The organism is Bacillus sp. FSL K6-2839, from assembly GCF_038003365.1.
GTDB lineage: Bacteria > Bacillota > Bacilli > Bacillales > Bacillaceae > Bacillus.
This window is the reverse complement of sequence record NZ_JBBOOZ010000001.1, coordinates 2,712,432-2,738,522: the sequence shown is the minus strand read 5'-3', so window position 1 is coordinate 2,738,522 and position 26,091 is coordinate 2,712,432. Positions and strand designations below refer to the sequence as shown.

The window sequence follows — 26,091 nt, the reverse complement described above, 5'->3', positions numbered from 1 at the left end:
ACAGAGATGCTGGCGGCCAATGCCATCTTATTTCAAATTCACTACATCATGGCTTATTTGTTCGATGGTTTTGCCAATGCATCCAGCATCCTTGTGGGCAGATCAGTTGGTGCAAATGACCGTACCCTTTATGAAAGAACTTTAACTCTTTCGAGACAGTGGGCACTTGTCATGGCATGCGTCATTGCGTCGGTTTATTTTCTCTTAAAAGAGCCGATCTTGAGCTTGTTTACAAATCTTCCACGGCTTCTTGATGTGACATTAGGCTATGCAGACTGGCTCGTTCTCTATCCGTTTGCCGCTTGTTTCGGTTTGGTCATATACGGTGTATTTACAGGTGCGACAGAAATTGCCCCTGTCAGAAATTCGATGCTGTTTGCGATGATCTTGTTTATCGTTGTTCAAGCAGCAGTCACGCCTATTTGGCACAATCACGGACTATGGTTTGCCTTTATCATCTATACTGTCGGACGGTCTGGCTTTTTGATGATGTACAAATCAAGGCTGGATCAGAAGCTTTTCGCAAATGAAAAGCACCCTTTGCCATCATGACAGAGGGTGCTCTTTTTCGTTCATTCATTCGCTTTCTTTTTTCACTTTTTGATATGCTTCATCAAGATGCTGAATACGCTTCAAGACCACAGCGTTTTTGGTCAGCTGGTCTTGTACAAGCGTGGACACCACTGAGCGGTAATAGGCATTCATGGCATGAATCTTGTCTTCATTTTGATTCATGGCGATGTGCTGTTTCAAGTTGTCAACAAAGTATGGAACGGAAAAAAGTTCAGACATGGGAATCACTCCTATTTCGTATATACGGTCCGTCAATCTTCATGTAAAATGATGAGAGGGAGGGGAGACAATGAGCCTTAATCTGCAACAAGAACAAGTATTAAAGCAGGTGCTCACACAAGAACTCAGGCAGGCCATTACGCTGCTTCAGCTGAATAGCGCTGAGCTTGGCGAGTATCTTGACCAGTTAGCGCTTGAGAACCCTCTGATTGAGCGGAAAGACACGGACAGCTATCAACCAGTTTATCATAAAAAATCTCAAGATCGAATGACAGAGCCGTATCGAACGCATCAAAAAGAAAGCCTACAAATGTATTTAAAGAAACAAGCCATTGATTTGAATTTAAGTGAAAAGAATCAAAGGATCTTTCACTTTATGATCGAGTCCATTGATTCCAATGGCTATTTAAATGAACCGGTTGACGAAATGGCAGCTGTCTTAGAGGTGCCAGCTGAAGAAGTAGAAGCCGTCCTTCATCAGCTTCAATCGCTAGAGCCTGCCGGTATTGGCGCAAGATCATTACAAGAATGCATTCTGCTTCAGCTGAGAAGAAAAAAGGAGCGCTGGTATGAAGCCGAGCTGATCATCGACGAGCACTTCTTTCTCTTTGCAAGAAAGGCTTGGAAGGAAATCGCGGCGAAAACAGGCGTTTCAATGAAAACACTTCAAGCGGTACAAGATGAGGTGTCGCAGCTGGAACCAAGACCGGGCATACATTTCTCATATGAAGAGGACCCTGTGTATATAGAGCCAGATGTGACGATTACTGTCGTGCAGGACCACATCACATTTGAGCTGAATCAGCGCGCTTTTCCAGACGTTGAAATGAATGAAGGATACTTCGCCATGATTCAAGACCAGAAGCGGCATGAAGCATATGTGTATCTAAAGGAAAAAGAGCAGCAATACAATTGGCTTGTCCAAGCGCTGAAGCAAAGAAAACAAACGATGACCCATGTCGTTCGTGAGATTATCTTCCATCAGACAGATTTTTTCCTTACAGGGAAACATAAAATGAAACCGCTTACGATGAAGCGAATCGCAGATATATTGCAAGTGCATGAGTCAACAGTCAGCCGAACGGTGAAAGGGAAAATGGTGCAAACCCCTTATGGTCTCATGGAAATGAAACAATTTTTCCAAGCAAAACTAGAAGGACCTTCGCTGGAAGAGGCGTCCAGCTACACAGTCAAGACGCACATCGCAGAGCTGATCCAAACGGAAAATAAGAAAAAACCGTATTCAGATCAGCAAATGATGACGCAGCTTCAGCAAACCTTTGGTATCCGTGTGTCGCGCAGAACCATTGCGAAATATCGTGAACAAATGAATCTTCCATCATCTACACTGCGGAAGCGCCATGATTAAAAAGAAGTACTTGCCAGAAACAAGGCAGGTGCTTCTTTTTTGTTGAAAGCAAGGCACACAGAAGATTTTTTGAAAATTAAATCGGGGAGACGTCTGAACGGAAATTTTGGGGTAAAGTATAAGATAGGGCATGAGCCGATAAGGATAGACAACAGTGATGAGGTGAGACCAATTGAAATATAAACAAATCAAAACCAAAAAAATATATGAAGAAATTGCGGATGCATTAATCGAATTCATTCGTACAGGTGAGCTTCTTCCGGGGGAAAAATTAGATTCGGTTCAAGCGCTCTCAGAAAGCTTTCAAGTCAGCCGTTCCGCTGTAAGAGAGGCGCTGTCTGCTCTCAAAGCGATCGGATTAATAGAGATGAAGCAAGGGGAAGGCACGTATGTGAAGCAGTTCGATCCTGAACAGCTCGCATTTTCTTTATCTCCTGCATTTTTAATGAAGCAGCATGATGTCAGGCAGCTCCTTGAAGTGAGAACCATCATTGAAACAGGTGCTGTTAAAAAGGCGGCGCTGCTTCGGACGGACGATGACCTTCATCAGCTGCGTGATGCACTCGAACAAATGAAGCTGGCAGAAGCACATGAAGAAATTGGTGAAGAGGCAGATCTCACCTTCCATCTCGCCTTAGCCAAAGCCTCGAAGAATGATGTATTAAAGGTGTTAATGAATCAAGTCTCAACCTTGTTAGTAGAAACGATGCGGGAAACGAGAAAAGTCGTATTATTCTCAACGAAAGCCTCCATTCGGCAGCTTTACGAAGAACATGAACAAATTTACAAAGCCGTCATGGCAAGGCAGCCAGAAGAAGCAGAGAAAGCGATGCTTACGCATTTGAAAAATGTAGAAAATCTGCTGGGTGATGTGCTGCAAGAACCAGCAGAACAGTCAGATACACAATAAGCTGTGCCGAATGATGGCACAGCTCTATTATTGACGAGAAATATGTAGCTTTTTCATTCGATATTGCAGACTTTGCCTGCTCATGCCCAATAACTTTGCAGTCTGTGAAATATTATCGTCCATTTTTTCTAAGTAATGGACGATGTATTGTTTTTCGAATCGCTCCATTTGAGTTTGGAAATCAGTCGTATGTTCTGGGCTTGTATAGACAAAGGTGTCAGCAGCGGCGGTTTGCTGCAGAGAATTTGTTTGCAATTGCGCCTTAGGACGGCCTTCCCCGTGCTTAAATCTAAAATGATAGGGAAGGTGATGCATGCTTAAGTCGTCTTCATCCATCATCATATTCATCCCCGCCTCAATCACATGCTCCAGTTCTCTTACATTGCCTGGCCAATGATACGCTTGGAAAAGGGCAAGTACCTCTTCGTCAGCGGTCTTCACCTTCATTTGAAACAGCTCATTATATTTTTGAATAAAATGATTCACAAACGTAGGAATGTCCTCTTTTCGCTCAGAAAGCGGCGGGATAAATAAGGTGACAATACCGAGCCGATAAAATAAATCCTTGCGCATGCGTCCACCTGCGATCGCATCCACAGGGTCCTCATTCATATTGGCAATGACTCTTACATCAACAGCGATTTCTTTTGTGCTGCCTAGCCTTCTCACGCGTTTCTCCTGTAAGACGCGCAGCAGTTTTGCTTGAAGAGGAGGATTTAATGAGTTGATCTCATCTAAAAGCAATGTTCCTCCTTGCGCCTGTTCAAATAAACCAGGCTGATCAGTTGCCCCCGTAAAAGCCCCTTTTTGTGTACCAAAGAGCAGACTTTCAATCAGATTATCAGGCAGTGCCGCACAATTTTGGGTAATAAATGGTCCAGATGACCGGCTGCTGCCGTTATGAATGCTTTGAGCAAACAGTTCTTTCCCAGTCCCTGTTTCGCCAACAATGAGCACATAGGAAGAGGTGCGTGTCGCTCGTTTCGCATGTTCAATCACCTCTAAAAATGCAGGGCTTTGTCCAATAATGGAATCAAAGGTAAAGCGTGTGCTTCCTTTTTTCTTCATATTGTGATGAATCAGTCGTTCCAGCTTGGTCACATCATTTGAAATTTCAACTGCCCCTTGAATGAGGCCGTCTCGAACGAGCGGGTATGTATGGTTAATCGTTGTGATTTCTTTTCCGTTGTAATTATGATACGTCTGCTTGGCATGAACGGTTTGTTTCCCGGTACGAAGCGCTTGGACAAGTGTACTGTGCATCTCATCTTGAAAGGTGAAGAAGTCGAGTACATTTTTATGGAGAACATCAGAGCGTTTTAAAGACTCAATCTCCATCATTTTTTTATTATAAACAACCGTATGGCCATTCTCGTCAATTGCATGAACCCCGACATCAATTAAATCGAGCATTTGTTTATACAAATCAATCTCATTTTCAAGCTTTGCGGCATGCAGATCTTTTTTCACTTGTGCCACCTCCTGACGTTACCTCTATTTTACATGAAAAATTTTGCGGTTGCCTCTAAAAAATTTGGCATGTGCAAAGAAATTTTGCGTAAATAATGAGGTAGACCCTCATGATCAAGCGGTCAGAAAGTTGGCACGATCCTTGCATAACATATGGATGAAGATGAACCCAATTGAAAGAAGCTACCTTACAGAAGGAGGAATAGATGATGACACAGACAAATGAATTAATTCAACAAACAGAACAATATGGAGCGGCAAACTATCATCCACTGCCAATTGTGATTTCAGAGGCTGAGGGAGTGTGGGTGACAGACCCTGAAGGCAATCGATATATGGATATGCTCAGTGCGTATTCCGCAGTGAACCAAGGACATCGCCATCCCCGCATTATTGAAGCGCTCAAAAAACAGGCAGACCGTGTGACACTCACCTCGAGAGCTTTTCATAATGATCAGCTTGGTCCTTGGTATGAAAAAATTTGCAAACTGACGAATAAAGACATGGCACTGCCAATGAATACTGGTGCTGAGGCTGTAGAAACCGCTGTAAAAGCAGCAAGACGCTGGGGCTATGATGTTAAGGGAATCGAAGAGAATCGTGCAGAAATCATTGCGTGTGTTGGCAATTTCCATGGGAGAACGATGACGGCTGTGTCTCTTTCCTCTGAAGCAGAATACCAAAGAGGCTTCGGTCCAATGCTTCCCGGAATAAAACTGATTCCTTACGGAGATATTGAAGCGTTACGTGAAGCTATCACACCACAGACAGCGGCTTTCCTCATAGAACCGATTCAAGGAGAAGCGGGAATTGTCATGCCGCCAGAAGGCTTCTTGAAAGATGCCAAGGCGCTTTGTGAGAAAGAACATGTGCTGTTCATTGCGGATGAGATTCAAGTGGGGTTAGCACGAACAGGTAAGATGTTTGCGTGTGACTGGGAAGACATTGAGCCAGATATGCTGATCCTCGGGAAAGCTTTAGGCGGCGGCGTCTTTCCAATCTCGTGTGTCGTAGCAAACCGCGATATATTAGGCGTGTTTAACCCTGGTTCTCATGGGTCTACCTTCGGAGGAAATCCTCTTGCGTGTGCGGTGTCACTTGCTGCACTGGATGTTTTAATCGACGAAAAGCTTGCAGCACGTTCCATGGAGCTTGGCGAATACTTCAAAGACAAACTATCACACATTCAAAGCCCTGTGATTAAGGAAGTGCGCGGCCGCGGATTATTTATAGGAATGGAGCTGACAGAGGCAGCTAGACCTTATTGTGAAAAGCTGAAGCAAGCAGGATTGTTATGTAAAGAAACCCATGAGACAGTTATCCGTTTTGCACCGCCGCTGACCATTTCAAAAGAAGATTTAGACTGGGCAATTGGTCATATTGAAGCACTGTTTCAAGCCTAAATGCCAAAGGGGGAGGAACCTTCACTTTCTCCCTTTCTTTTTCAACGAACAGCGAATTTTGTCAAAGGATGATGAATAGAAGAAGGAAAGTGGGGAAGTGGATTTGAAGCAAGAACAGCATAATGAACTAGAGCGTTCCATGAAAAGCAGACATCTCTTTATGATTGCCTTAGGCGGCGTCATCGGTACGGGCCTTTTCCTTGGATCAGGATTGATTATCCATCAGGCAGGACCTGGCGGAGCCATTCTATCGTTTATCATTGGCGGACTGTTAATGTATTTGGTCATGCTGTGTCTTGGAGAATTAGCAGTGGCGATGCCGACAGCCGGTTCCTTTCAGGAGTATGCAACCAAATATATAGGCCCATCCACAGGCTTTATGATCGGCTGGCTGTATTGGTTTAGCTGGGCGTGTACGATTGGACTGGAGTTTACGTCAGCAGGCATATTGCTCCAAAGGTGGTTCCCAGATATCCCGGTTTGGCTCTGGTGCCTAGCATTTAGCGTGATATTATTTGCCGTGAATGCCATCTCAGCTCGCAGCTTCGCTGAAACGGAATTTTGGTTTTCAGCCATTAAGGTTGCAGCCATCCTATTGTTTATTATCATCGGAATTGGCGCAATTTTCGGAATGATTCATTTGAAAGGCGGAGAACCAGCCCCTTTATTTCGTCATTTGACGGATCATGGCGGACTATTTCCTAATGGTGTTTTTGCTATTTTATTAACCATGGTCACGGTCAATTTCTCCTTTCAAGGAACAGAACTTGTAGGGATTGCAGCAGGTGAGAGTGAAAGCCCTGAAAAAACATTGCCTCGATCGATACGGAATATTATTTGGAGAACGATGGTCTTTTTCGTTTTATCAATTGCGGTTCTTGCCGCGCTTCTTCCATGGCAGACAGCAGGCACTGTTGACAGTCCGTTTGTGGTCGTGCTGGACAAGGTCGGCATCCCATATGCTGCAGATATCATGAATTTTATTATCATCACAGCTGTCTTATCTGTAGCAAACTCTGGATTATATGCATCATCACGTATGCTTTGGTCGCTTTCAAAGGACGGGAAAGGACCTGGCTTTACGAAAAAGCTGTCCAAGCGTAAAATCCCGATCAATGCATTATTGGTGACAATGGGTGTATCCGCTTTATCCCTGCTCACAAGTGTTGTGGCACCAAAAACGGTGTATGTGTGGCTCATTTCGATTTCCGGAATGGTTCTAGTTGTGGTGTGGATGTCCATTTGTTTGTCTCAGTATTTCTTTAGAAAACAATTCATAAAAGCTGGTGGAGATGTAAAGGATCTCGTCTTCCGTACACCGTTCTATCCATTTGTGCCATTGGCAGGCTTCATCGCATTTGGCATCGTTCTCATCAGCCTATTCTTTATTGAGGATCAGCGGATTGGCCTTTATTGCGGCGTTCCGTTCATGGCTGTCTGCTACATCATTTATTATTTCAAAATCAAACCGAAGGAAGAGGCAAAGCGTTTCGCCGAAGAGGAAGGAACCATCCCAAAAACATAAAAGACCAACTATATCAACAAAATGTGCATGCGGATCTCACACGCATGCACATTTTCAATGGTGAATTCATTGAATATAGAAGAAAATAAATATTTTGAAAAGAAATATCATAGCAAGAACCTTGATGACAAGCAGGTTATCGGTGAAAATGTGTCTATTTTTTGTCTAAATGTGTTTGTAAGAGTTGAAAATGCAAGATTATCCTGTTAAAATAATTAAAGAAAGCAGGGATTGATTTTTTTTGGCTGTGGCGGGACGTTTTTTGTCACAGTGGGACGTATTTAGTCCAATGTGAAAAGAAAGGGTCGTTAGCCATGAATCGTTTATTGGAAGCTCAAAAAAAATTATTGCCAGATCTTCTCATCGTTATGCAAAAACGCTACGACATTTTGCAATACATCAGGTTAGCTGAACCAATCGGCCGTAGAAGCCTTGCGACGAGCCTAGGTCTCAGTGAGCGCATCTTAAGAGCTGAAGTTCAGTTTCTAAAAGAACAAAACCTGCTGGATGTCAAAACGAGCGGCATGATGCTGACGAGTGAAGGCCACGCTTTGCTTGAAATGCTTGAAGGAATGATGAAGGACGTTTTAGGTTTAACCTTTTTGGAAAATACATTAAAGAGGAAGTTAGGCCTAGAAGAAGTCATCATCGTTTCTGGTGACAGTGACGAATCCCCGTGGGTGAAGCAAGAAATGGGAAGAGCTGCTGTCCAATGTATGAAAAAAAGGTTTACTGGAAATAATATCGTCGCCGTCACTGGCGGAACGACGATGGAAGCCGTTGCCGAAATGATGACTCCTGATGCCAAAAACAGAGACATGATGTTTGTCCCTGCAAGAGGCGGTCTTGGGGAGAATGTAAAAAATCAGGCAAACACCATTTGTGCCCACATGGCTGAAAAAGCTTCCGGTACTTACAAACTGCTGTTTGTTCCAGGACAGCTGTCAGAAGGTGCTTACTCTTCCATTATTGAAGAGCCGTCAGTCAAAGAAGTGCTTCAAACGATTAAATCATCTACGATGCTCATTCATGGAATCGGTGAAGCAAAAACAATGGCGATGAGACGAAACACACCAGCTGAAGATTTAAAAAAGATTGATGAGCATGACGCAGTGACAGAGGCCTTTGGCTATTACTTTAATCGTGATGGTGAGGTCGTCCACAAAGTGCACTCCGTCGGCATGCAGCTAGATGATTTAGAAAGCATTCCACACATCATTGCTGTTGCAGGTGGATCATCAAAGGCAGGGGCCATTGAAGCTTATTTCAAAAAACCCCGCCGAACGGTTCTCGTCACAGACGAAGGAGCCGCAAAAGAGTTATTAAGGGAGTCAATTGATCCCTCAATATAAAACATTGTGACCTATAAAAGGAGGAAACATCATGGCAGTAAAAGTCGGTATTAACGGATTTGGACGTATTGGACGTAACGTATTTCGTGCAGCATTAAACAATCCTGAAGTTGAGGTAGTAGCGGTTAACGATCTAACAGACGCTAACATGCTTGCACACCTTTTACAATATGATTCTGTTCACGGAAAACTAGATGCAGAAGTTTCTGTAGACGGTACAAACTTAGTAGTGAACGGTAAAACAATCGAAGTATCAGCTGAGCGTGACCCTGCAAAATTAAGCTGGGGTAAACAAGGCGTAGAAATCGTTGTTGAATCTACTGGATTCTTCACAAAACGTGCAGACGCTGCAAAACACTTAGAAGCTGGCGCTAAAAAAGTCATCATCTCTGCTCCTGCTAACGAAGAAGATATCACAATCGTTATGGGTGTAAACGAAGACAAATACGATGCAGCTAGCCACGATGTCATCTCTAATGCATCTTGTACAACAAACTGCTTAGCTCCATTTGCAAAAGTACTTAACGATAAATTTGGTATCAAACGCGGTATGATGACAACTGTTCACTCATACACAAATGACCAACAAATTCTTGATCTTCCGCACAAAGACTACCGTCGTGCTCGTGCAGCTGCGGAAAACATCATCCCAACTTCTACAGGTGCTGCGAAAGCTGTTTCACTTGTATTGCCTGAACTTAAAGGTAAATTAAACGGTGGCGCTATGCGTGTTCCAACACCTAACGTTTCTTTAGTTGACCTTGTGGCTGAATTAAACCAAGATGTAACGGCTGAAGATGTAAATGCAGCACTTAAAGAAGCAGCTGAAGGAGAACTTAATGGAATCCTTGGCTACAGCGAAGAGCCATTAGTATCTGGTGACTACAATGGTAATGCAAACTCTTCAACTATCGATGCTCTTTCTACAATGGTGATGGAAGGCAGCATGGTGAAAGTCATTTCTTGGTACGATAACGAGAGTGGATATTCTCACCGCGTTGTTGACCTTGCAGCTTACATTGCAAAACAAGGTCTTTAATTTCTCACACTGAAGGAACTCACTTGGTTCTTTCCTAGAGACACGATATAATGAAGACGGACAAGGGAAGGGGAAGCATCCCTTTCCCTTTTTCTCTGTTTTTATCCGTTCTGCACGATTTCTCGTTTTGATGAGGGCAAAATGGGAAAAGGATAAAGAGAGACTTGTCCAATGCGTAAGGAAACCAGAATAAAGGAGGATCTCCTGACGAGCATGAATAAGAAATCAGTAAAAGACATTGACGTAAAAGGTAAAGTTGTGTTCTGCCGCGTAGATTTTAACGTTCCAATGAAAGACGGAGAAGTGACGGATGATACTCGTATTCGCGCAGCATTACCAACGATTGAGTATTTAACAGGACAAGGCGCAAAGGTACTGCTAGCTAGTCATTTGGGTCGTCCGAAGGGTCAAGTTACTGAAGAACTGCGTCTGACACCTGTGGCAAAACGTCTGCAAGAGCTTCTTGGACAAGAAGTGAAAAAAGCGGATGAAGCTTACGGAGACAACGTGAAAAAGCAAATCTCTGACTTAAAAGAAGGAGATGTGCTAGTGCTTGAAAACGTTCGTTTCTATCCTGGTGAAGAAAAGAACGATCCTGAATTATCAAAAGCATTTGCTGATTTAGCCGATGTGTATGTCAATGATGCGTTCGGTGCTGCACACCGTGCACATGCATCCACTGCTGGTATTGCAGCATATCTTCCGGCTGTTTCGGGCTTCCTCATGCAAAAAGAGCTTGAGGTTCTAGGAAAAGCCATTTCAAACCCTGATCGTCCATTTACAGCGATTATCGGTGGTGCAAAAGTAAAGGATAAAATCGGTGTGATTGAAAGTCTTCTGGATAAAGTGGACAACCTCATCATCGGCGGCGGACTTGCTTACACATTTGTGAAAGCACTTGGCCACGAAGTAGGAAAATCTTTATTAGAAGAAGACAAAGTAGATTTAGCGAAATCCTTTATGGACCGTGCAAAAGAAAAAGGCGTGAACTTCCTGATTCCAACAGATGTTCTGGTAGCCGACGACTTTTCAAATGATGCGAATACAAGCATTGTGCCAATCTCTGAAATTCCAAGTGATCTAGAAGCACTTGATATTGGAACAGAGACAAGAGAGAAGTATGCTGATGTCATTAAAAACAGCAAACTTGTTGTCTGGAACGGACCAATGGGTGTATTTGAAATTGATGCATTCGCTAAAGGGACAAAAGCAATCGCAGAAGCACTGGCAGAAGCAAAAGATACATATTCTGTCATTGGCGGTGGAGACTCAGCAGCAGCTGTTGAGAAGTTTGGTCTTGCTGATCAGATGAGCCATATTTCTACAGGCGGCGGCGCTTCACTTGAATTTATGGAAGGCAAAGAGCTTCCAGGTGTTACTGCATTAAACGATAAATAAGACCAAAACTGCTATAAGGAAGTGTCAATCATGAGAAAACCAATTATAGCTGGGAACTGGAAAATGAACAAAACACTTGGCGAAGCGGTTAGCTTCGTTGAAGAAGTCAAGTCATCCATTCCATCTCCTGACAAAGTGGAATCAATTGTCTGTGCGCCAGCACTTTTCCTTGAAAAGCTAAACAGCCTTTCTAACGGAACAGACCTTAAAATTGGTGCACAAAACATGCACTTTGAAGAAAATGGTGCATTCACTGGTGAAATCAGCCCTGCTGCGCTAAAAGATCTTGGGATCGGCTACTCAGTGATCGGTCATTCAGAGCGCCGTGAATTCTTCGCTGAAACAGATGAAACAGTCAACAAAAAAGCACATGCTGCATTCAAGCATGGCATCGTTCCAATTATCTGCGTAGGCGAAACGCTTGAAGAGCGTGAAGCTGGCAAAACAAATGAACTTGTCGCTGATCAAGTGAAGAAAGCACTAGCTGGTTTAACGACTCAGCAAGTCGCTGAATCTGTCATTGCATATGAGCCAATCTGGGCGATCGGTACAGGGAAATCTTCTACAGCGAAAGATGCAAACGACGTTTGTGCGCATATCCGTCAAACGGTTGCAAGCGAATATGGTCAAGAAGCGGCAGACAGCCTCCGCATTCAATATGGCGGAAGCGTGAAGCCGGCGAATATTAAAGAATATATGGCAGAATCCGATATTGACGGTGCTTTGGTAGGCGGCGCAAGCTTAGAACCTCAGTCTTTCGTTCAATTATTGGAGGAAGGTCAATATGAGTAAGAAACTAGCTGCATTAATCATCTTAGATGGATTCGGTTTAAGAGGCGAAACAGTCGGTAACGCTGTTGCCCAAGCAAAGAAACCGAACTTCGACCGCTACTGGAATGAATTCCCGCATCAAACCTTAACGGCTTCAGGTGAGGCAGTAGGCCTCCCGCAAGGTCAAATGGGGAACTCTGAAGTTGGGCATTTGAACATCGGTGCAGGACGCATTGTGTATCAAAGCTTAACAAGAGTGAATGTTGCCATTCGTGAAGGGGAATTTGAGAAAAACGAAACGTTCCTAGATGCAATGACTTATGCAAAAGAGAATGACAAGGCCCTTCATTTATTCGGTCTCTTGTCAGACGGCGGTGTGCACAGCCACATCCAGCATCTCTTTGCCCTGCTGAAGCTGGCGAAAAAAGAAGGCTTAACAAAGGTATACATTCATGGCTTCTTAGACGGACGTGATGTTGGTCAAAAGACAGCCAAAGTGTACTTAAAACAGCTTGAAGAACAAATCAAAGAAATCGGTGTCGGAGAAGTGGCAACACTTTCTGGACGCTATTACTCAATGGACCGTGACAAACGCTGGGATCGTGTGGAGAAAGCATATCGCGCGATGGCGTATGGTGAAGGCCCAAGTTATCAAAACATTTATGATGTCGTTGATGACTCCTATGAAAATGGAATCTACGATGAATTCGTTATTCCATCTGTCATAACGAGAGAAAATGGTGAGCCAGTTGCAAAAGTAAACGACGGAGACTCTGTGATTTTCTATAACTTCCGTCCAGACCGTGCGATCCAAATTTCGAACACCTTCACAAATGAAGATTTCCGCTCATTTGACCGCGGGGAAGCACATCCGAAGAATTTACACTTCGTCTGCTTTACACACTTCAGTGAAACGGTTGATGGCTATGTCGCCTTCAAACCAGTGAATTTGGATAACACAGTAGGAGAAGTGCTTTCTCAAAATGGATTGAAACAGCTGCGGATTGCTGAAACAGAGAAATATCCTCATGTGACGTTCTTTATGAGTGGTGGGCGTGAAGAAGAATTTCCTGGTGAAGACCGCATCTTGATCAATTCGCCAGATGTGGCAACCTATGACCTCAAGCCAGAAATGAGCGCTTACGAGGTAAAGGATGCACTTGTTGCAGACATCAATGCTGATAAGCATGATGCGATCATCCTGAACTTTGCTAACCCGGATATGGTTGGTCATTCAGGTATGCTCGAGCCAACAATCAAAGCCATTGAAGCAGTAGATGAGTGCTTAGGAGCTGTAGTCGACGCAATCCTAGCAAAAGGCGGACATGCCATCATCACGGCAGACCACGGTAACGCAGACGTGCTGATAACCGAAGAAGGCAAGCCGCATACTGCACATACGACAAACCCTGTTCCAGTAATCGTGACGAAAAAAGGTGCAACTCTTAGAGAAGGCGGCATTCTAGCCGATCTATCTCCAACGCTTTTAGACTTACTTGGTCTTGAAAAACCAAAAGAGATGACAGGAACATCATTGATTCAGAAATAAAAAAATTGATTCAAAAGGAGAGAAATAACGATGCCATACATTGTTGACGTATATGCACGCGAAGTATTAGACTCTCGCGGTAACCCAACAGTTGAAGTAGAAGTTTACACAGAATCTGGCGGCTTTGGCCGTGCATTAGTACCAAGTGGTGCTTCTACTGGTGAATATGAAGCAGTAGAACTACGTGACGGAGACAAAGACCGTTACCTTGGAAAAGGTGTTCTGACAGCTGTAAACAACGTAAATGAAATCATTGCACCAGAACTTTTAGGCTTTGATGTAACAGAACAAGTAGCGATTGACAAAATGTTAATCGAACTTGATGGAACAGAAAACAAAGGGAAATTAGGCGCAAACGCAATCCTTGGCGTATCTATCGCTGTAGCACGTGCGGCTGCTGATTTCTTACAAATTCCACTTTACCAATACCTTGGTGGATTCAACTCCAAAACGCTTCCAGTGCCAATGATGAACATCGTCAACGGCGGAGAGCATGCGGATAACAACGTAGACATTCAAGAATTCATGATTATGCCTGTAGGTGCACCGAACTTCCGTGAAGCACTTCGCATGGGCGCACAAATCTTCCATAGCCTGAAATCTGTATTAAGTGCAAAAGGCTTAAACACAGCTGTAGGTGACGAAGGCGGATTCGCTCCAAACCTTGGTTCTAACGAAGAAGCACTTCAAACAATCGTAGAAGCGATTGAAAAAGCTGGTTTCAAACCAGGTGAAGAAGTGAAACTTGCAATGGATGCTGCATCTTCTGAGTTCTACAACAAAGAAGACGGTAAATATCATTTATCAGGCGAAGGTGTTGTGAAAACATCTGCTGAAATGGTTGACTGGTATGAAGATATGGTATCGAAATACCCAATAATCTCTATCGAAGACGGCCTTGATGAAAACGACTGGGAAGGTCACAAACTATTAACTGAGCGCCTTGGCAGCAAGGTTCAGCTAGTAGGAGATGACTTATTCGTTACAAACACGAAGAAGCTTTCTGAAGGTATTAAAAATGGTGTCGGTAACTCTATCCTGATCAAAGTAAACCAAATCGGTACATTAACTGAAACATTTGATGCAATCGAAATGGCAAAACGTGCAGGATACACAGCAGTCATCTCTCACCGTTCTGGTGAAACAGAAGACAGCACAATTGCAGACATTGCTGTTGCAACAAACGCTGGACAAATCAAAACAGGTGCTCCGTCTCGTACGGACCGTGTGGCGAAATACAACCAATTACTTCGCATCGAAGATCAATTGGCTGAAACAGCACAATATCACGGCATTGCAACATTCTATAACTTGAATAAATAATGCCAGCTACGCGCTGCGTCCCGCTCTTTCATGAGAGCGGGACGCAGCGTTTTTTTTGTGTTGAGCGAAATCCGATAGCTAATTCATTTGTCTTATCCTATTTTTGTAAAACATCCTCCTTCAGTTAGAGAAGAAGTCAAAATCCCCTCCATTTATAAGCACTAAATCATGAAAAATCGACTAAAAATATGATCTGAAATGAACTTATGCTTTCTGTAAGGGGGTGGTATCATTTTACATATATTAGGGGGTGATGAGATGCTGAATCCTTTTAGCCTTCGTTTTCCAGTAGGTGTGTATATGTATGTCCTTCACCTATTGGCGGCATATGATGAAAGGAAGCAACGAATTCTGACTTCTAAGAATGTACAGAAAAACGCATTTTGGATTTATGTCCTTGCCGCTATATTGGGCATTATTTCACTTGGAGCATTGATTTGGGCATGTAAGACCTTTGGAAAGGGCTCCAAATTTTTAGGAGAGTTCAAATTATTAGGCATGTACGTTAAAATCCAATGCGGGTTCTAACAGGGATGAGAACAGATGCAAGGTCATCTGTTCCATCTGAAACAAACGGAGGGATATGATGCTGACATTACAATTACAAGAAAAAACGTATAGCCGCACCTTCTCTCTCCGTAATATTCAAATGAACGTGGAGAAAGGCCGGACGATGCTTCTTTTAGGGCATAATGGTGCAGGAAAGACAACGATGATCCAAGCCATGTTTGGGCTGACGCCATTTACTGGGTACGTTTCCTTACATGGCGAACAGCTGAACCTTCAATCCTCAGCTCATATTTCCCTTTTGAAAAAACATGTTTCCTATATTCCTGACGATCATGCGTTGTTCGATTATTTAACACCGAAGGAATACTTTCAATTACTTCAGCTGCCAAATGAGCAAGATGTCACACGAGAAGAGACATTCACCGATTTGTTTGAGCTGAGTCCATATATGGATCAGCCAATCGCTCAGCTGTCCCATGGCAATCAAAAGAAAACGCAGATCATTTCCCAGCTCCTCAGACCATGTGATTATTATGTGTTCGACGAGCCAACAAACGGACTTGATCCAGATATGATGATCATCTTAAAAAAGGTGCTCATGAAGCTGAGAGATCAAGGTGCTGGCATTCTTATATCAACTCATCATTTGAGCTTTGGTGATACATTATATGACCATCTCATGATCTTAAGAAATGGTGACGTCAAGCTGAATATGTCCCGCCAAGAAACGACTCAGACATTTCCTCATCAGGCACTTGAAGAGATTTATAAAGAAGTGAATCGAGATTACTATATGCAGGTGGAGAGGTTACTCAATGATTTGGACACGACACGTTCTTCATAAACTAGAATGGGGCATGCTGACAACGAAAGGAAAACAGCTTGGAAAAAAATATCCTTTACAGCTTCTCGCAGCCACCGTTTTTCTCTTGCTGATCTATGCGATATACGTCGTCATCAGCCTGCGCTTTTTCATGCAGGCAGGTGAAAGCGAGCCTACTGCGCTATACCTCCAATTTGTCAAAATGTCGCTCTTGCTATTAGGGGCAGGTATTGTGTTATCCCGCAATAAATTGAAGCGCCAAGAATATCAATTCTACTTTTTAAACAGTGCGATTCAGAGTGTGCCATTTATCCTTTGCGTTTATTTCTTTCCAGTGCTCTTTTGCTTCCTCATGGCTGGACTGCTTTTTTTACCGATTATATTAGGTCTTTTGATCACGGGTGTAACCCCATCTATGTATTGGATCATCGTTGTTTGCATCACTTGCTGCATATTGGCGCTGTATACGCTCGCTTCTTGGATGCTGCTGCGGATCGGTGTGAGCCATTTCGTATCAAAAACAAAAGAGCATTTGCTGCTTCAAACGCTCGGCTTTGGGGCGCTTCATGTACTAATATTTCTCCTTTTTCAAAAAGCGGTGGAGATGATCCGTGTATGGCCGGCTGTCTATCTGTTGTTACTTGTGATCATCCTAAGCGCTGGATGGCTATGGGTGAAGGGTTTAGCAGCTTGCTATGTTCATCAGATGTTTTTGCAGCTGAAAACAGAGGTGAAGTCGTTTTCCTACCAGAAAATCAGAACGCACTCTTCCTTTCTGACGCATCTGCGGCAGGAATTGGTCTATTTCAGCCGATCAGCTGTTTTTAAAGAGCAAGGCATTTTGTTTCTCTTTCTCATTTGTTTGACGGCGGGGCTGCCTTTTGTTTTTACACCGGCAGAAACTGGCTGGCTGTATGCCTTTATTGTGCAGTTTGCTTTAAAGGAAATATTGATCATGCTTCCGCTGATGATTGGCAGGGAATATCATATCAATCAAAGGGCCATCTTTATGTTAAATACATCAAAGGGCGCTTATTTAATGTCGAGAATGTTATTTTATTACACCATTAATCTGCTGACATATTTTGTGTATATTGGGCTTGCCTATTTGGTGATCGGTATTGAAAGTGAAGGTCATGGATTGGCGAGTTTGTCCATTTTATTGATTACCGCCATGGCGGCCTGTACAGGGTTTGTCGTGAAAATCAGTGATTTTAATAAGCTGTTTGTGATCGTGTTGATGATTGCTGTATTCAGCTTTATCGATATGCTTTTATTAGAATGGCTTTCATCTGATGTGTCTCTTCTCGCCACCGCTTATCTGCTTGGTTCACTTGCCTTTTTCAGTTGTATATATGCTGCGATGTTAAAAAGGCCTGTATTGCGATGATGGGGCTTGTCATTAGTTTACTAGCGGTTGTGCTAATTCACGAACTCGGTCATATGTTGATGGTCATAGTGTGTAACAAATTCGAAAAAAGACCCCTTTTTGATTTTGTGATGATGATTGATTGGAAGCAAGTGGCGATCGTCCATGAGACATTTGCCCGGCCGAGCTTTAATCTGATGGTAGCACTTGCGGGTCCACTGTTTCCGGTGCTCTGCTCGATTGTGCTTTTTTTGATGTGGAAGCATCCGGTGAGTCATCAGCTGCTGTTTTTTTCTTTACTGAACACTGTGATGCTGCATCCAGCTTGCCCAGACGGGAAAAATATCACAGCCAGTTTAAAAGAGATGAAGGAGAGGAAAAGATGATCAAAGTATTTCATTCGTTTTCTAGCGGCTTAACACTTGCGATGCTGTATATATTTGCTGTGTTTATGACCCCTGTCTTTTTACTGCTGCTAGAGGTCAATCATGTTGAATCAAGTCCGACACTGTTTGGTATGCCATTTTATATCATGAAAATTGAAGAGTATCAATTCAGCTCAGAGGCGACGCTTTTTGGATGTGTTGTCTGCTTTTTAGCTGGCGCTGTGCTCTACTTTTTCATTCAATATGTGATTCAAGCTGTGAAAAAGCGAAGAGCATAAAAAAAGCAGGCTGAGCAAATAGTCAGTCTGCTTGAAAAGTGAGAGACAGCCGTACCATATCCATACATTGAATCCCGTTTTCATAAATCGGTTCATCATAATGCTTAAGGAAGAAATCGCGATCGATCGAAGTCAGGCGGAAGCCGCATTTTTGATAAAGTGCGAGCTGCTGAATACTCGAGTTGCCTGTGCCGATTTCAATCCTATGGAAGCCAGCGGCTTTCGCTTCAGCGATCGCATGACGGATCAGCTGTTTCCCAATTCCCTTTCCTTGCCATGACTCCTTCACAGCAACATTCATGATTTCGACTGTATGCTGAGATAGCGATGATAGAACATAAACACCAATCACATCCTCTTCATGAAAGGCGGCATAACAAGAGCCGGATTGCACATAAGCGAGAACCTTTTCCTTTGAAGGGTCAGCTAATAGTAAAAGATCCATAGGGAGAGATTGATCACGAGACAATGGCCGAATTTGTATCACATTTTTTCATCCTTTCTATTCTTTCATATACCCTTGTTTCACGCCCCAATCATATTGGTCCTGTACCCACCTGAGAGGGAAGGTGATGAGTGACATTCGGGTCTTTTTTGTCAGTTGGTTTTCTTGTAGCCTGTGTGGTCTGCTTATTCGCTTGAGCAGCAGTTTTTGTTGCTGCCAGCTCTTTTTGAAGCTGGTCGACTTTCACCTCAAGCGCTTTAAGCTGTTTGACCTCTTTTTCATAGGCTTTCTTTTTTGAGCTTTTTTGTGACGGTGGCTATTTGCTTTTTTTGATCATCGTTTTCATGCTTCATATCCGTTTGATCTGATGTTAACTTCGAAAGCTGCTTAGTGTTCGTTTTGCTTTCTTGCTGATGTTTTTCCTCTGCTGCTGCCAAACAATCCAGCCAGCTGCGCCTAACACCGCAACAGACAGAAGAATGATCGTAATGGTTTTTTCAAGTGTGAACCCCTTTCTTTAAACCTCTATTACCATCGGTTAAAGATAAACAGGTTTTAACATCAAAGGGAATATTCACATCAGATTGGCAGACACTATGAGAAAAGGAGGGTGTCTGTTGATTGCCTTTATGATTCATGTTGTGGTCTCATTATTTGCTGTATCAAACCCCATTGGAAACGTGCCTCTTTTCATCACCTTAACAGAAGGCTATACAGAGAAAGAACGCGCTCAGACAGCCAAAAAAGCCATCGTGGTCTCTTTCATTATTTTGATTGCCTTTCTATTGGCAGGCAGGCTCATATTCAAATTGTTTGGGATCGATATTCATGCACTCCGCATCGCCGGAGGTATTTTTATTTTTGGTATCGCTTACAATTTGCTGAATGCAAAAGAATCACACGTCCAAAATCCTCATTCGGAGGAAAAGGCAGAAAGCAAAGAGAAGGCAGATATCTCCGTTACGCCGCTGGCAATCCCGATCATCGCTGGGCCCGGTACAATCGCTACAGTAATGAGTTTAACCCCAGGAAGTCAAGGGATGCTCCACATGTTTTCGATTCTAATCGGCATTATCATTGTTCTTGCCATGACGTATTATGCCTTTCATTATTCCAGTTTCATTATGCGGAAAATGGGGAAAACAGAGATGAATGTTGTGACGCGTTTGATGGGATTAATTCTTGCTGTAGTGGCAGTTGAGATGATCGGCGCAGGCTTAAAAGGGATGTTTCCGATGTTTATGTCATAAGTGTATATAAAAAAGCTGTTTTTTTTCTACAATGATGTAAAATAAAACAGCTTTTTTTAAGGTTTCGGCACATGCTTAAATACTTCTTCACTTTCAAAGAATTCAATTAAGCGGCTAATCCAATCATAGTAATCAAGACTTTCCTTGATTTCTGAAAGAAGCAGATTGATTTTATCCTCTGTTTCTTCAGGTAAGTCGTCCTGTTCAAGCAGCTCTTGCAATTCCTTGCACGTTTTCTTATGTGCTTTACGGTTTTTGCTGACAACTCGGGACCAATTGGCTGCAAACAATGAAATAAACGTTTGGTATTGATCTTGCTCAACTTCATAAAGATCTTTACGTATTCCTTTTTCATAAACCTTTTCCGCAATATTCAAATCGAGCATTTCTCGAACGACTTGACTCATCCTCGTTTTGCTCATGCCGGTCGCCTCTGATAGCTCTTCCAGCGTCATTGGTTTACGGTTCATGTGAATGATACCAAGCACTCTACCCACTGTAGAAGAAAGACCAAAGGCATTCATGTTCTCCGCAGCTTTTTCAATATAATGATCCTGTGCTTTTTGAATGGCGCCTAACGCTTGCTTGTCCACTCCCCGCTTCATCCCTTCACGACTGACAATTTGTAACACAATATATCATATACCTGTTTGTTGATGAAAACAATAAATATTGAGTAATTGCTAGTAATTTGAAGGAAAAAGGAGAGATCTCTAGATATTACAGCGTTAACTGAAAATTTTATATAAATCTTATGCAATACAAACACATCATAAACTTTTTATTTTATAAAGTTTGCACTATAATTAATAAGGTGTAAATTTTCTGAATATATAGATCCAACTAATTGGAGGTGTCTCATTTGCTGAAACTAGAGAATGTATCTAAGACGTATAAAGGCGGAAAAAAAGCTGTCAAAAATATTGATTTAGAAATAGCAAAAGGAGAATTTATTTGTTTTATTGGACCGAGTGGCTGTGGTAAGACAACAACCATGAAGATGATCAACCGACTCATTGAACCTTCCTCAGGAAACATTTTCATCGAGGGAGAAAATATTATGAAAAAAGATCCAGTTCAATTAAGAAGAGAAATCGGTTATGTGATTCAGCAAATTGGACTGTTCCCCCATATGACCATCGCGCAAAACATCTCACTTGTGCCGAAGCTCTTAAAATGGCCGGAAGAAAAACGGAAAGAACGAGCTCGCGAACTGCTGAAGCTCGTCGACATGGGCCCGGAATTTTTAGAGCGCTATCCTCATGAACTCAGTGGAGGACAGCAGCAGCGCATCGGAGTTCTTCGCGCACTGGCAGCAGAACCCCCTCTGATCCTCATGGATGAACCATTTGGTGCACTTGATCCAATTACACGAGATACATTGCAGGAAGAATTTAAGAAACTGCAAAAAACGTTAAATAAAACCATCGTATTCGTCACACATGACATGGATGAAGCCATTAAACTCGCTGACCGAATTGTGATTTTAAAAGATGGAGAGATTGTCCAAGTAGGCACACCTGAAGATATTTTGCGTAACCCAGCCAACGAGTTCGTAGAAGAATTCATCGGAAAAGAGCGCCTGCTTCAATCAAATCCGAATATGGAACGTGTAGAACAAATGATGAACACGTCACCAGTCACCATTACAGTCGAACAAACGTTGACTGATGCCATCTACATCATGAGAGAAAAGCGTGTCGATTCTTTGCTTGTAGTAGATGAACATCATGTGCTAAAAGGCTATATCGATATTGAAACAATCGATGCGAACCGCAGAAAAGCGGCTTTCGTTGGTGAGATCTTAAATACAGAGTTCTATACTGTACAAGAAGGCGCACTTCTAAGAGACACCGTTCGGAAAATCTTAATACGCGGTATTAAATATGTACCGGTTGTGGATGCCAAAGGGCATTTAAAAGGCATTGTAACACGGGCAAGTCTTGTAGATGTTGTGTACGACTCTATTTGGGGAGACGATACGCCGGCGTCTGCCATTGAAATGAACTAAGGGAGGTGGACAAATGGATCAAATCATCGATTTTCTAGAGAAAAATAGTGGGGAACTTCTCACAAAAATGTGGGAGCATTTATATATTTCCTTAATTGCCGTCGTGCTAGGAATTATCGTTGCCGTTCCTTTAGGCGTCGTTCTCACACGAATGAAACGAGGCGCAGGTTTTGTCATCGGTGTCGTGAATATCTTTCAAACACTCCCTAGTTTAGCGATTCTTGCATTTTTTATTCCTATTTTGGGGGTGGGGAAAATACCTGCAATCGTTGCTCTCTTTTTCTATTCGGTATTGCCTATTTTGAGAAATACGTATGCGGGCGTCCAAGGTGTGAACAAAAACTTGCTTGAATCCGGTAAAGGGATCGGCATGACCACGTGGGAACAAATTCGTCTTGTGGAACTTCCGCTTGCTGTACCGATCATTATGGCAGGTGTCCGAACGTCAACGATTTATTTAATTGGCTGGACAACACTTGCTGCTTTTATCGGTGGAGGAGGTCTTGGTGACTACATTTTGATTGGACTTCAGCTATACCAGCCGCAATACATTATTGCAGGTGCCATCCCAGTCACCATTTTAGCGGTCATCATCGACTTTTCATTGATGAAGCTGGAGAAAAAAGTAACACCAGAAGGCTTAAAAGGATTGAAGGAAGTTTCATAAGGAGTTGGCTTATGTGAAGAATCGAAAAACAAAATGGATCAGTGCACTGCTTGCCGGATGCTTGCTATTGATAAGCGGCTGTTCACTTCCTGGACTAGCCGGCTCCTCAGGCAATACGCTGCGAATTGGAGCACAAAACTTTACCGAATCAGAAATTATGGCCTACATGGTTAGCGATATCATCGAACATTACACAGATAAAAAGACAACCATTGTGAAAAACCTAGGCTCTAATACCGTACAACAGAAAGCAATGGAAAACGGAGATATCGACATTTCTGCCACAAGATATACAGGGACAGATTTGACGAGTACGCTTGGAATGGATGCGGAAAAAGACCCGGAGCGTGCGATGGAGATCGTCCAAAAAGATTTTAAGAAACGCTATGATTACAAATGGTTTGATTCCTATGGCTTTGATAATACGTATGCCTTTGCCGTGACGCAAAAGATGGCGAAGGAAAACAAGTTAGAAACCGTCTCTGACTTGAAAAAGAATGCGAAAAATTACCGTTTCGGTGTCGATAATATTTGGCTCAAAAAGAAAGGCGACGGTTATGAAGGATTCGTGAAAACATACGGAATTGAATTTGGAAGCACGTATCCAATGCAGATTGGTTTAGTCTATGATGCATTAAAAAATGAAAAAATGGATATTGTGCTTGCCTATTCAACAGATGGACGAATCAAAGCCTATGACCTCAAAATTTTAAAAGATGATAAGCGGTTTTTCCCGCCATATGATGCATCGCCAGTTGTCCCGGAAAAAGTCCTAAAAGAGAACCCAGAGCTTGATAAGGTGATCAACAGGCTGATCGGAAAAATCGATACAGAGCAAATGCAAGAGCTGAACTATCAAGTCGACGGGGAGCTTCAAGAACCAGCCACCGTTGCGAAAAAATTCCTAAAAAAGCACAATTACTTTGAGTAAGATGGGGAGGTGTCACGGCTGATGGACACACTGCAGCAATTATGGACGTATTATCAGCAGAACGGTTCATATGTGTTAGAAGAATTTTATCGGCATTTTCTCATGTCAGCGTATGGGGTGCTGTTTGCGGCGATTGTCGGAATTCCAGTAGGCATCTTTGTGGCGCATTACCGTAAGCTGAGCAATTGGATCTTCGCCATTACCAATGTTATACAAACCATACCGGCGTTAGCGATGCTTTCCGTGCTGATGCTTGTATTAGGACTTGGCGCAAATACAGTCATCTTATCACTCTTTCTGTATTCGCTTCTGCCGATCATCCGCAACACGTATACAGGGATTGTCAGCATTGAACATGCTTATTTAGAATCGGGTAAAGCGATGGGCATGACGAAATGGCAAGTGCTGAGAATGGTTGAATTGCCGCTTGCTTTATCGGTCATTATGGCTGGTTTAAGAACCGCCCTTGTCATCGCCATCGGCATTACAGCGATTGGGACATTTGTTGGTGCGGGAGGTCTAGGTGATATCATCATTAGAGGATCAAACGCCACAAACGGAACAGCCATCATTTTAGCAGGTGCTATTCCAACTGCGCTCATGGCCATTATCGCTGACCTAGTCATGGGCTGGCTCGAACGCTATTTAAGCCCAACTAACAAGAAAAAAGAAAGAAAAACATTAGCTGCAAAAAACATCACATCTGCTTAAGCGGTTAAAAAGACAAAACCTCCCTTACATCTGTAAGGGAGGTTGTTTTATGATGATCAGGCGGTTCACATGCAGGTATTCTATGATTCAAGCGTGATCCATTCAGAGGACCACTTCGAAATTTCCTCAAAAACGGGTGCAAGGGAACGCCCCATATCAGTTAAAGAATACTCAATGCGCACGGGTGTTTCAGCAAAAACCTCCCGTTTTACAATGCCTGCTACTTCCAGCTCTTTTAATCTCTCAGATAATACTCTTCCGCTTAAATTTGTCAGAGCGGCCTCAATTTCACTAAAGCGCTGCGGACCTGAGAGAAGCTGAAAAACAATCAGTGCGACCCAGCGTTTACTCAATAACTCAACTGCTTTTTCAAACCGCGGGCACATGTCAGATTGATTCATCTTTCTTCACTCCAATCTGAACCCATTATACCGTAAATCTGTCATAAATCAGCTCAAAAAGCTTGTCAATGCTCAAAACAATCTATGATGACGAACGGCTGTTTAACATAAATAACAGATAGCGGTTAAGATCCTCTATTTCTTTTTTCGAAAGAGTTGACCAAATGTCTCCATCAAATATTTCGAGAGCACCAAGTTCATATTGCGCTGCAGCTTCCTTTATTTTGGATAATGCCATTTCCTCTTCCTTCAACTGATGGACAGAAGAGGCTTCCTCAATATAGCCCGCAGCCTGCATCATTTCCTCATAAGGGACCTTTAATGCACCGGCTAGTTTTTTAATCGTAGGAGGCTTTGGAATACCGCGTTTCCCGTTTTCAATACGAGAAATACCAGCAGCGCTGACCTCTGAATACATCGCTAATTGGTTCACTGACAGCTTCTTTTCCTCACGTAATGCTCTTAAATATGCACCAAAGTTCATCAAGGCAAAACCTCACATGGTTATAGATTAGATATGTCTATTTTACCTGATTTGTTGACTATTGGCAACAAGTATACCATGAAAATATTGACATTAGTTAATAGTGGATGTACATTAGGTTTATGCCCCGCTATTTGTTCGCCTTTTTTTGGTTGATGAGCGTGAGAAAGTATTCATTCAGCTGGCTGATGTCTTGTGCGGAGAGCCTTTCCCATTTGTCCCCATCAAAAATGGGAAGATGTTCTACATCCTTTTGAAGCGCCGTTTGATAGATTTTCAACATGGATTCATATTTTGGTTTCATTTCATGAACTTGCTCCTGTTCAATATGACCGGCAAGCAGCATTAAATCCTCATAAGGCACCTTCAAGGCATGTGCTAATTTTTTGATAGTCAAAGGTTTTGGCACACCGCGCTTTCCATTTTCAATACGAGAAATACCAGCAGCGCTTACACCTGAATACATGGCGAGTTGATTGACAGACATTTTTCTATTTTCTCTTAAAATGCGTAATTGTTCACCAAAGTGATTCATGACATCGAACCTCACATTTCAGTATATGACTTATTTTAGTATGATCATTGACCAAAGGAAATAGCAGAGGGGTAAAAGTGTTGACTTAAGTTAATGGTCTGTTTCAAGTGAGCACCTGCACGTTGTACATATTGATTCAATAGGAGGTTGTAATGATGGTCGAAAAGATTCAGATCAGGCGGGCTTTTGTCATGCAGTATATGATCGAAAACGATATGTCTTTAAATCAGCTCGCTGATGAAATTGGCATTTCTCCTGCCACACTCAGCAGGGTATTAAATGGTCATCGGAAACCAGGCCAGCTTGTCATTGGCAAAATGATTCATTACTTTGATAAAAAATTTGAAGATCTATTTTACTATGAAGATATTGACAAAAGTCAATGAATG

General features: G+C 42.7%; 30 protein-coding genes. 22 read left to right on the top strand and 8 right to left on the bottom strand.

Going from position 1 to position 26,091, the window contains the following annotated elements:
* On the top strand, positions 1 to 552 hold a 552-nt coding region (locus MHH26_RS14145; protein WP_340973770.1), incomplete at its 5' end, for an MATE family efflux transporter.
* 24 nt (positions 553 to 576) lie between these two features.
* On the opposite strand, the gene yvfG is transcribed toward MHH26_RS14145, so the two are convergent.
* Complete coding sequence (gene yvfG / locus MHH26_RS14140; RefSeq protein ID WP_003213121.1) at positions 577 to 792, bottom strand: protein YvfG; 216 nt, start codon at positions 790 to 792, stop codon at positions 577 to 579.
* Positions 793 to 862: 70 nt separating this feature from the next.
* Between yvfG and rpoN the strand changes: the two genes are divergently transcribed.
* Positions 863 to 2,161, top strand: coding sequence for an RNA polymerase factor sigma-54 (gene rpoN / locus MHH26_RS14135; protein ID WP_307500263.1), 1,299 nt, complete (start codon positions 863 to 865; stop codon positions 2,159 to 2,161).
* Positions 2,162 to 2,333: 172 nt separating this feature from the next.
* Positions 2,334 to 3,071 (top strand): FadR/GntR family transcriptional regulator, encoded by a 738-nt coding sequence (locus MHH26_RS14130; protein ID WP_034660028.1) that lies wholly within the window; start codon positions 2,334 to 2,336, stop codon positions 3,069 to 3,071.
* A gap of 27 nt (positions 3,072 to 3,098) precedes the next feature.
* Here MHH26_RS14130 and MHH26_RS14125 read toward each other — a convergent pair whose 3' ends face one another.
* The gene (locus MHH26_RS14125) at positions 3,099 to 4,541 is read right to left on the bottom strand and encodes a sigma-54 interaction domain-containing protein (RefSeq protein ID WP_106043563.1); all 1,443 of its coding nucleotides are present in this window, start codon (positions 4,539 to 4,541) and stop codon (positions 3,099 to 3,101) included.
* Positions 4,542 to 4,750: 209 nt separating this feature from the next.
* Between MHH26_RS14125 and MHH26_RS14120 the strand changes: the two genes are divergently transcribed.
* The 13 genes from MHH26_RS14120 to MHH26_RS14060 all read left to right on the top strand — a co-directional run bounded on the left by MHH26_RS14120 (position 4,751) and on the right by MHH26_RS14060 (position 18,267).
* Positions 4,751 to 5,944, top strand: a complete 1,194-nt coding sequence (locus MHH26_RS14120) for an ornithine--oxo-acid transaminase (RefSeq protein ID WP_340973769.1) — start codon at positions 4,751 to 4,753, stop codon at positions 5,942 to 5,944.
* Positions 5,945 to 6,083: 139 nt separating this feature from the next.
* Complete coding sequence (locus MHH26_RS14115; protein ID WP_340973825.1) at positions 6,084 to 7,469, top strand: amino acid permease; 1,386 nt, start codon at positions 6,084 to 6,086, stop codon at positions 7,467 to 7,469.
* Between the two features lie 314 nt (positions 7,470 to 7,783).
* On the top strand, positions 7,784 to 8,821 hold the full coding sequence (locus MHH26_RS14110; RefSeq protein WP_039181517.1) for a sugar-binding transcriptional regulator: 1,038 nt from the start codon (positions 7,784 to 7,786) through the stop codon (positions 8,819 to 8,821).
* 31 nt (positions 8,822 to 8,852) lie between these two features.
* Entirely contained in the window at positions 8,853 to 9,860 is a 1,008-nt protein-coding gene (gene gap, locus MHH26_RS14105) for a type I glyceraldehyde-3-phosphate dehydrogenase (protein ID WP_012011304.1), read from the top strand.
* 213 nt (positions 9,861 to 10,073) lie between these two features.
* Positions 10,074 to 11,258, top strand: a complete 1,185-nt coding sequence (locus MHH26_RS14100; RefSeq protein WP_034660025.1) for a phosphoglycerate kinase — start codon at positions 10,074 to 10,076, stop codon at positions 11,256 to 11,258.
* Between the two features lie 30 nt (positions 11,259 to 11,288).
* Positions 11,289 to 12,050: a triose-phosphate isomerase gene (tpiA, locus tag MHH26_RS14095; protein ID WP_003213530.1), complete on the top strand. Its 762-nt coding sequence runs from the start codon at positions 11,289 to 11,291 to the stop codon at positions 12,048 to 12,050.
* Positions 12,043 to 13,578 carry a 2,3-bisphosphoglycerate-independent phosphoglycerate mutase gene (gpmI, locus tag MHH26_RS14090; RefSeq protein WP_340973767.1) on the top strand — a complete coding sequence of 512 codons (1,536 nt, stop codon included), beginning with the start codon at positions 12,043 to 12,045 and terminating at the stop codon, positions 13,576 to 13,578. The genes tpiA and gpmI overlap by 8 nt, the downstream gene beginning before the upstream one ends.
* A 30-nt stretch (positions 13,579 to 13,608) precedes the next feature.
* On the top strand, positions 13,609 to 14,901 hold the full coding sequence (eno, locus tag MHH26_RS14085; RefSeq protein ID WP_003212752.1) for a phosphopyruvate hydratase: 1,293 nt from the start codon (positions 13,609 to 13,611) through the stop codon (positions 14,899 to 14,901).
* Positions 14,902 to 15,159: 258 nt separating this feature from the next.
* Positions 15,160 to 15,429 (top strand): hypothetical protein, encoded by a 270-nt coding sequence (locus tag MHH26_RS14080; protein ID WP_034660022.1) that lies wholly within the window; start codon positions 15,160 to 15,162, stop codon positions 15,427 to 15,429.
* A 58-nt stretch (positions 15,430 to 15,487) separates the two neighbouring features.
* Positions 15,488 to 16,255 (top strand): ATP-binding cassette domain-containing protein, encoded by a 768-nt coding sequence (locus MHH26_RS14075; RefSeq protein WP_307500256.1) that lies wholly within the window; start codon positions 15,488 to 15,490, stop codon positions 16,253 to 16,255.
* Positions 16,227 to 17,624, top strand: coding sequence for a hypothetical protein (locus tag MHH26_RS14070; protein ID WP_340973765.1), 1,398 nt, complete (start codon positions 16,227 to 16,229; stop codon positions 17,622 to 17,624). Before MHH26_RS14075 ends, MHH26_RS14070 begins: the two co-directional genes overlap by 29 nt.
* Positions 17,621 to 17,989, top strand: coding sequence for a hypothetical protein (locus tag MHH26_RS14065; RefSeq protein ID WP_307500253.1), 369 nt, complete (start codon positions 17,621 to 17,623; stop codon positions 17,987 to 17,989). The genes MHH26_RS14070 and MHH26_RS14065 overlap by 4 nt, the downstream gene beginning before the upstream one ends.
* Positions 17,986 to 18,267 (top strand): hypothetical protein, encoded by a 282-nt coding sequence (locus MHH26_RS14060; protein ID WP_066030362.1) that lies wholly within the window; start codon positions 17,986 to 17,988, stop codon positions 18,265 to 18,267. The genes MHH26_RS14065 and MHH26_RS14060 overlap by 4 nt, the downstream gene beginning before the upstream one ends.
* Before the next feature lie 22 nt (positions 18,268 to 18,289).
* Here the strand turns inward: MHH26_RS14060 and MHH26_RS14055 are convergent, their stop codons facing one another.
* Positions 18,290 to 18,754 carry a GNAT family N-acetyltransferase gene (locus MHH26_RS14055; RefSeq protein ID WP_307500252.1) on the bottom strand — a complete coding sequence of 155 codons (465 nt, stop codon included), beginning with the start codon at positions 18,752 to 18,754 and terminating at the stop codon, positions 18,290 to 18,292.
* Between the two features lie 236 nt (positions 18,755 to 18,990).
* Complete coding sequence (locus MHH26_RS14050) at positions 18,991 to 19,149, bottom strand: hypothetical protein (protein ID WP_334750462.1); 159 nt, start codon at positions 19,147 to 19,149, stop codon at positions 18,991 to 18,993.
* A gap of 180 nt (positions 19,150 to 19,329) precedes the next feature.
* Here MHH26_RS14050 and MHH26_RS14045 point away from each other — a divergent pair, with 180 nt between their 5' ends.
* Positions 19,330 to 19,962, top strand: a complete 633-nt coding sequence (locus MHH26_RS14045; protein ID WP_106036509.1) for a MarC family protein — start codon at positions 19,330 to 19,332, stop codon at positions 19,960 to 19,962.
* Between the two features lie 56 nt (positions 19,963 to 20,018).
* On the opposite strand, the gene MHH26_RS14040 is transcribed toward MHH26_RS14045, so the two are convergent.
* Complete coding sequence (locus tag MHH26_RS14040; protein WP_034660700.1) at positions 20,019 to 20,555, bottom strand: GbsR/MarR family transcriptional regulator; 537 nt, start codon at positions 20,553 to 20,555, stop codon at positions 20,019 to 20,021.
* A 269-nt stretch (positions 20,556 to 20,824) separates the two neighbouring features.
* Between MHH26_RS14040 and MHH26_RS14035 the strand changes: the two genes are divergently transcribed.
* The 4 genes from MHH26_RS14035 to MHH26_RS14020 are packed head-to-tail and all read left to right on the top strand — an operon-like array spanning position 20,825 to position 24,282.
* Complete coding sequence (locus MHH26_RS14035) at positions 20,825 to 21,973, top strand: betaine/proline/choline family ABC transporter ATP-binding protein (RefSeq protein ID WP_034660016.1); 1,149 nt, start codon at positions 20,825 to 20,827, stop codon at positions 21,971 to 21,973.
* A gap of 13 nt (positions 21,974 to 21,986) precedes the next feature.
* Positions 21,987 to 22,640 carry an ABC transporter permease gene (locus MHH26_RS14030; protein WP_340973761.1) on the top strand — a complete coding sequence of 218 codons (654 nt, stop codon included), beginning with the start codon at positions 21,987 to 21,989 and terminating at the stop codon, positions 22,638 to 22,640.
* Positions 22,641 to 22,653: 13 nt separating this feature from the next.
* Entirely contained in the window at positions 22,654 to 23,571 is a 918-nt protein-coding gene (locus tag MHH26_RS14025; protein WP_340973758.1) for an osmoprotectant ABC transporter substrate-binding protein, read from the top strand.
* Between the two features lie 21 nt (positions 23,572 to 23,592).
* On the top strand, positions 23,593 to 24,282 hold the full coding sequence (locus tag MHH26_RS14020; protein WP_340973756.1) for an ABC transporter permease: 690 nt from the start codon (positions 23,593 to 23,595) through the stop codon (positions 24,280 to 24,282).
* Positions 24,283 to 24,362: 80 nt separating this feature from the next.
* Here MHH26_RS14020 and MHH26_RS14015 read toward each other — a convergent pair whose 3' ends face one another.
* From MHH26_RS14015 to MHH26_RS14005, 3 genes are all read right to left on the bottom strand, one after another.
* Positions 24,363 to 24,683, bottom strand: a complete 321-nt coding sequence (locus MHH26_RS14015; protein WP_106072951.1) for a winged helix-turn-helix transcriptional regulator — start codon at positions 24,681 to 24,683, stop codon at positions 24,363 to 24,365.
* Between the two features lie 82 nt (positions 24,684 to 24,765).
* Entirely contained in the window at positions 24,766 to 25,167 is a 402-nt protein-coding gene (locus MHH26_RS14010) for a helix-turn-helix domain-containing protein (protein WP_334750461.1), read from the bottom strand.
* Between the two features lie 130 nt (positions 25,168 to 25,297).
* Positions 25,298 to 25,702 carry a helix-turn-helix domain-containing protein gene (locus MHH26_RS14005; RefSeq protein WP_034660010.1) on the bottom strand — a complete coding sequence of 135 codons (405 nt, stop codon included), beginning with the start codon at positions 25,700 to 25,702 and terminating at the stop codon, positions 25,298 to 25,300.
* 152 nt (positions 25,703 to 25,854) lie between these two features.
* Here MHH26_RS14005 and MHH26_RS14000 point away from each other — a divergent pair, with 152 nt between their 5' ends.
* Positions 25,855 to 26,088 (top strand): helix-turn-helix domain-containing protein, encoded by a 234-nt coding sequence (locus tag MHH26_RS14000; protein ID WP_024426059.1) that lies wholly within the window; start codon positions 25,855 to 25,857, stop codon positions 26,086 to 26,088.
* Positions 26,089 to 26,091 lie beyond the last annotated feature (3 nt).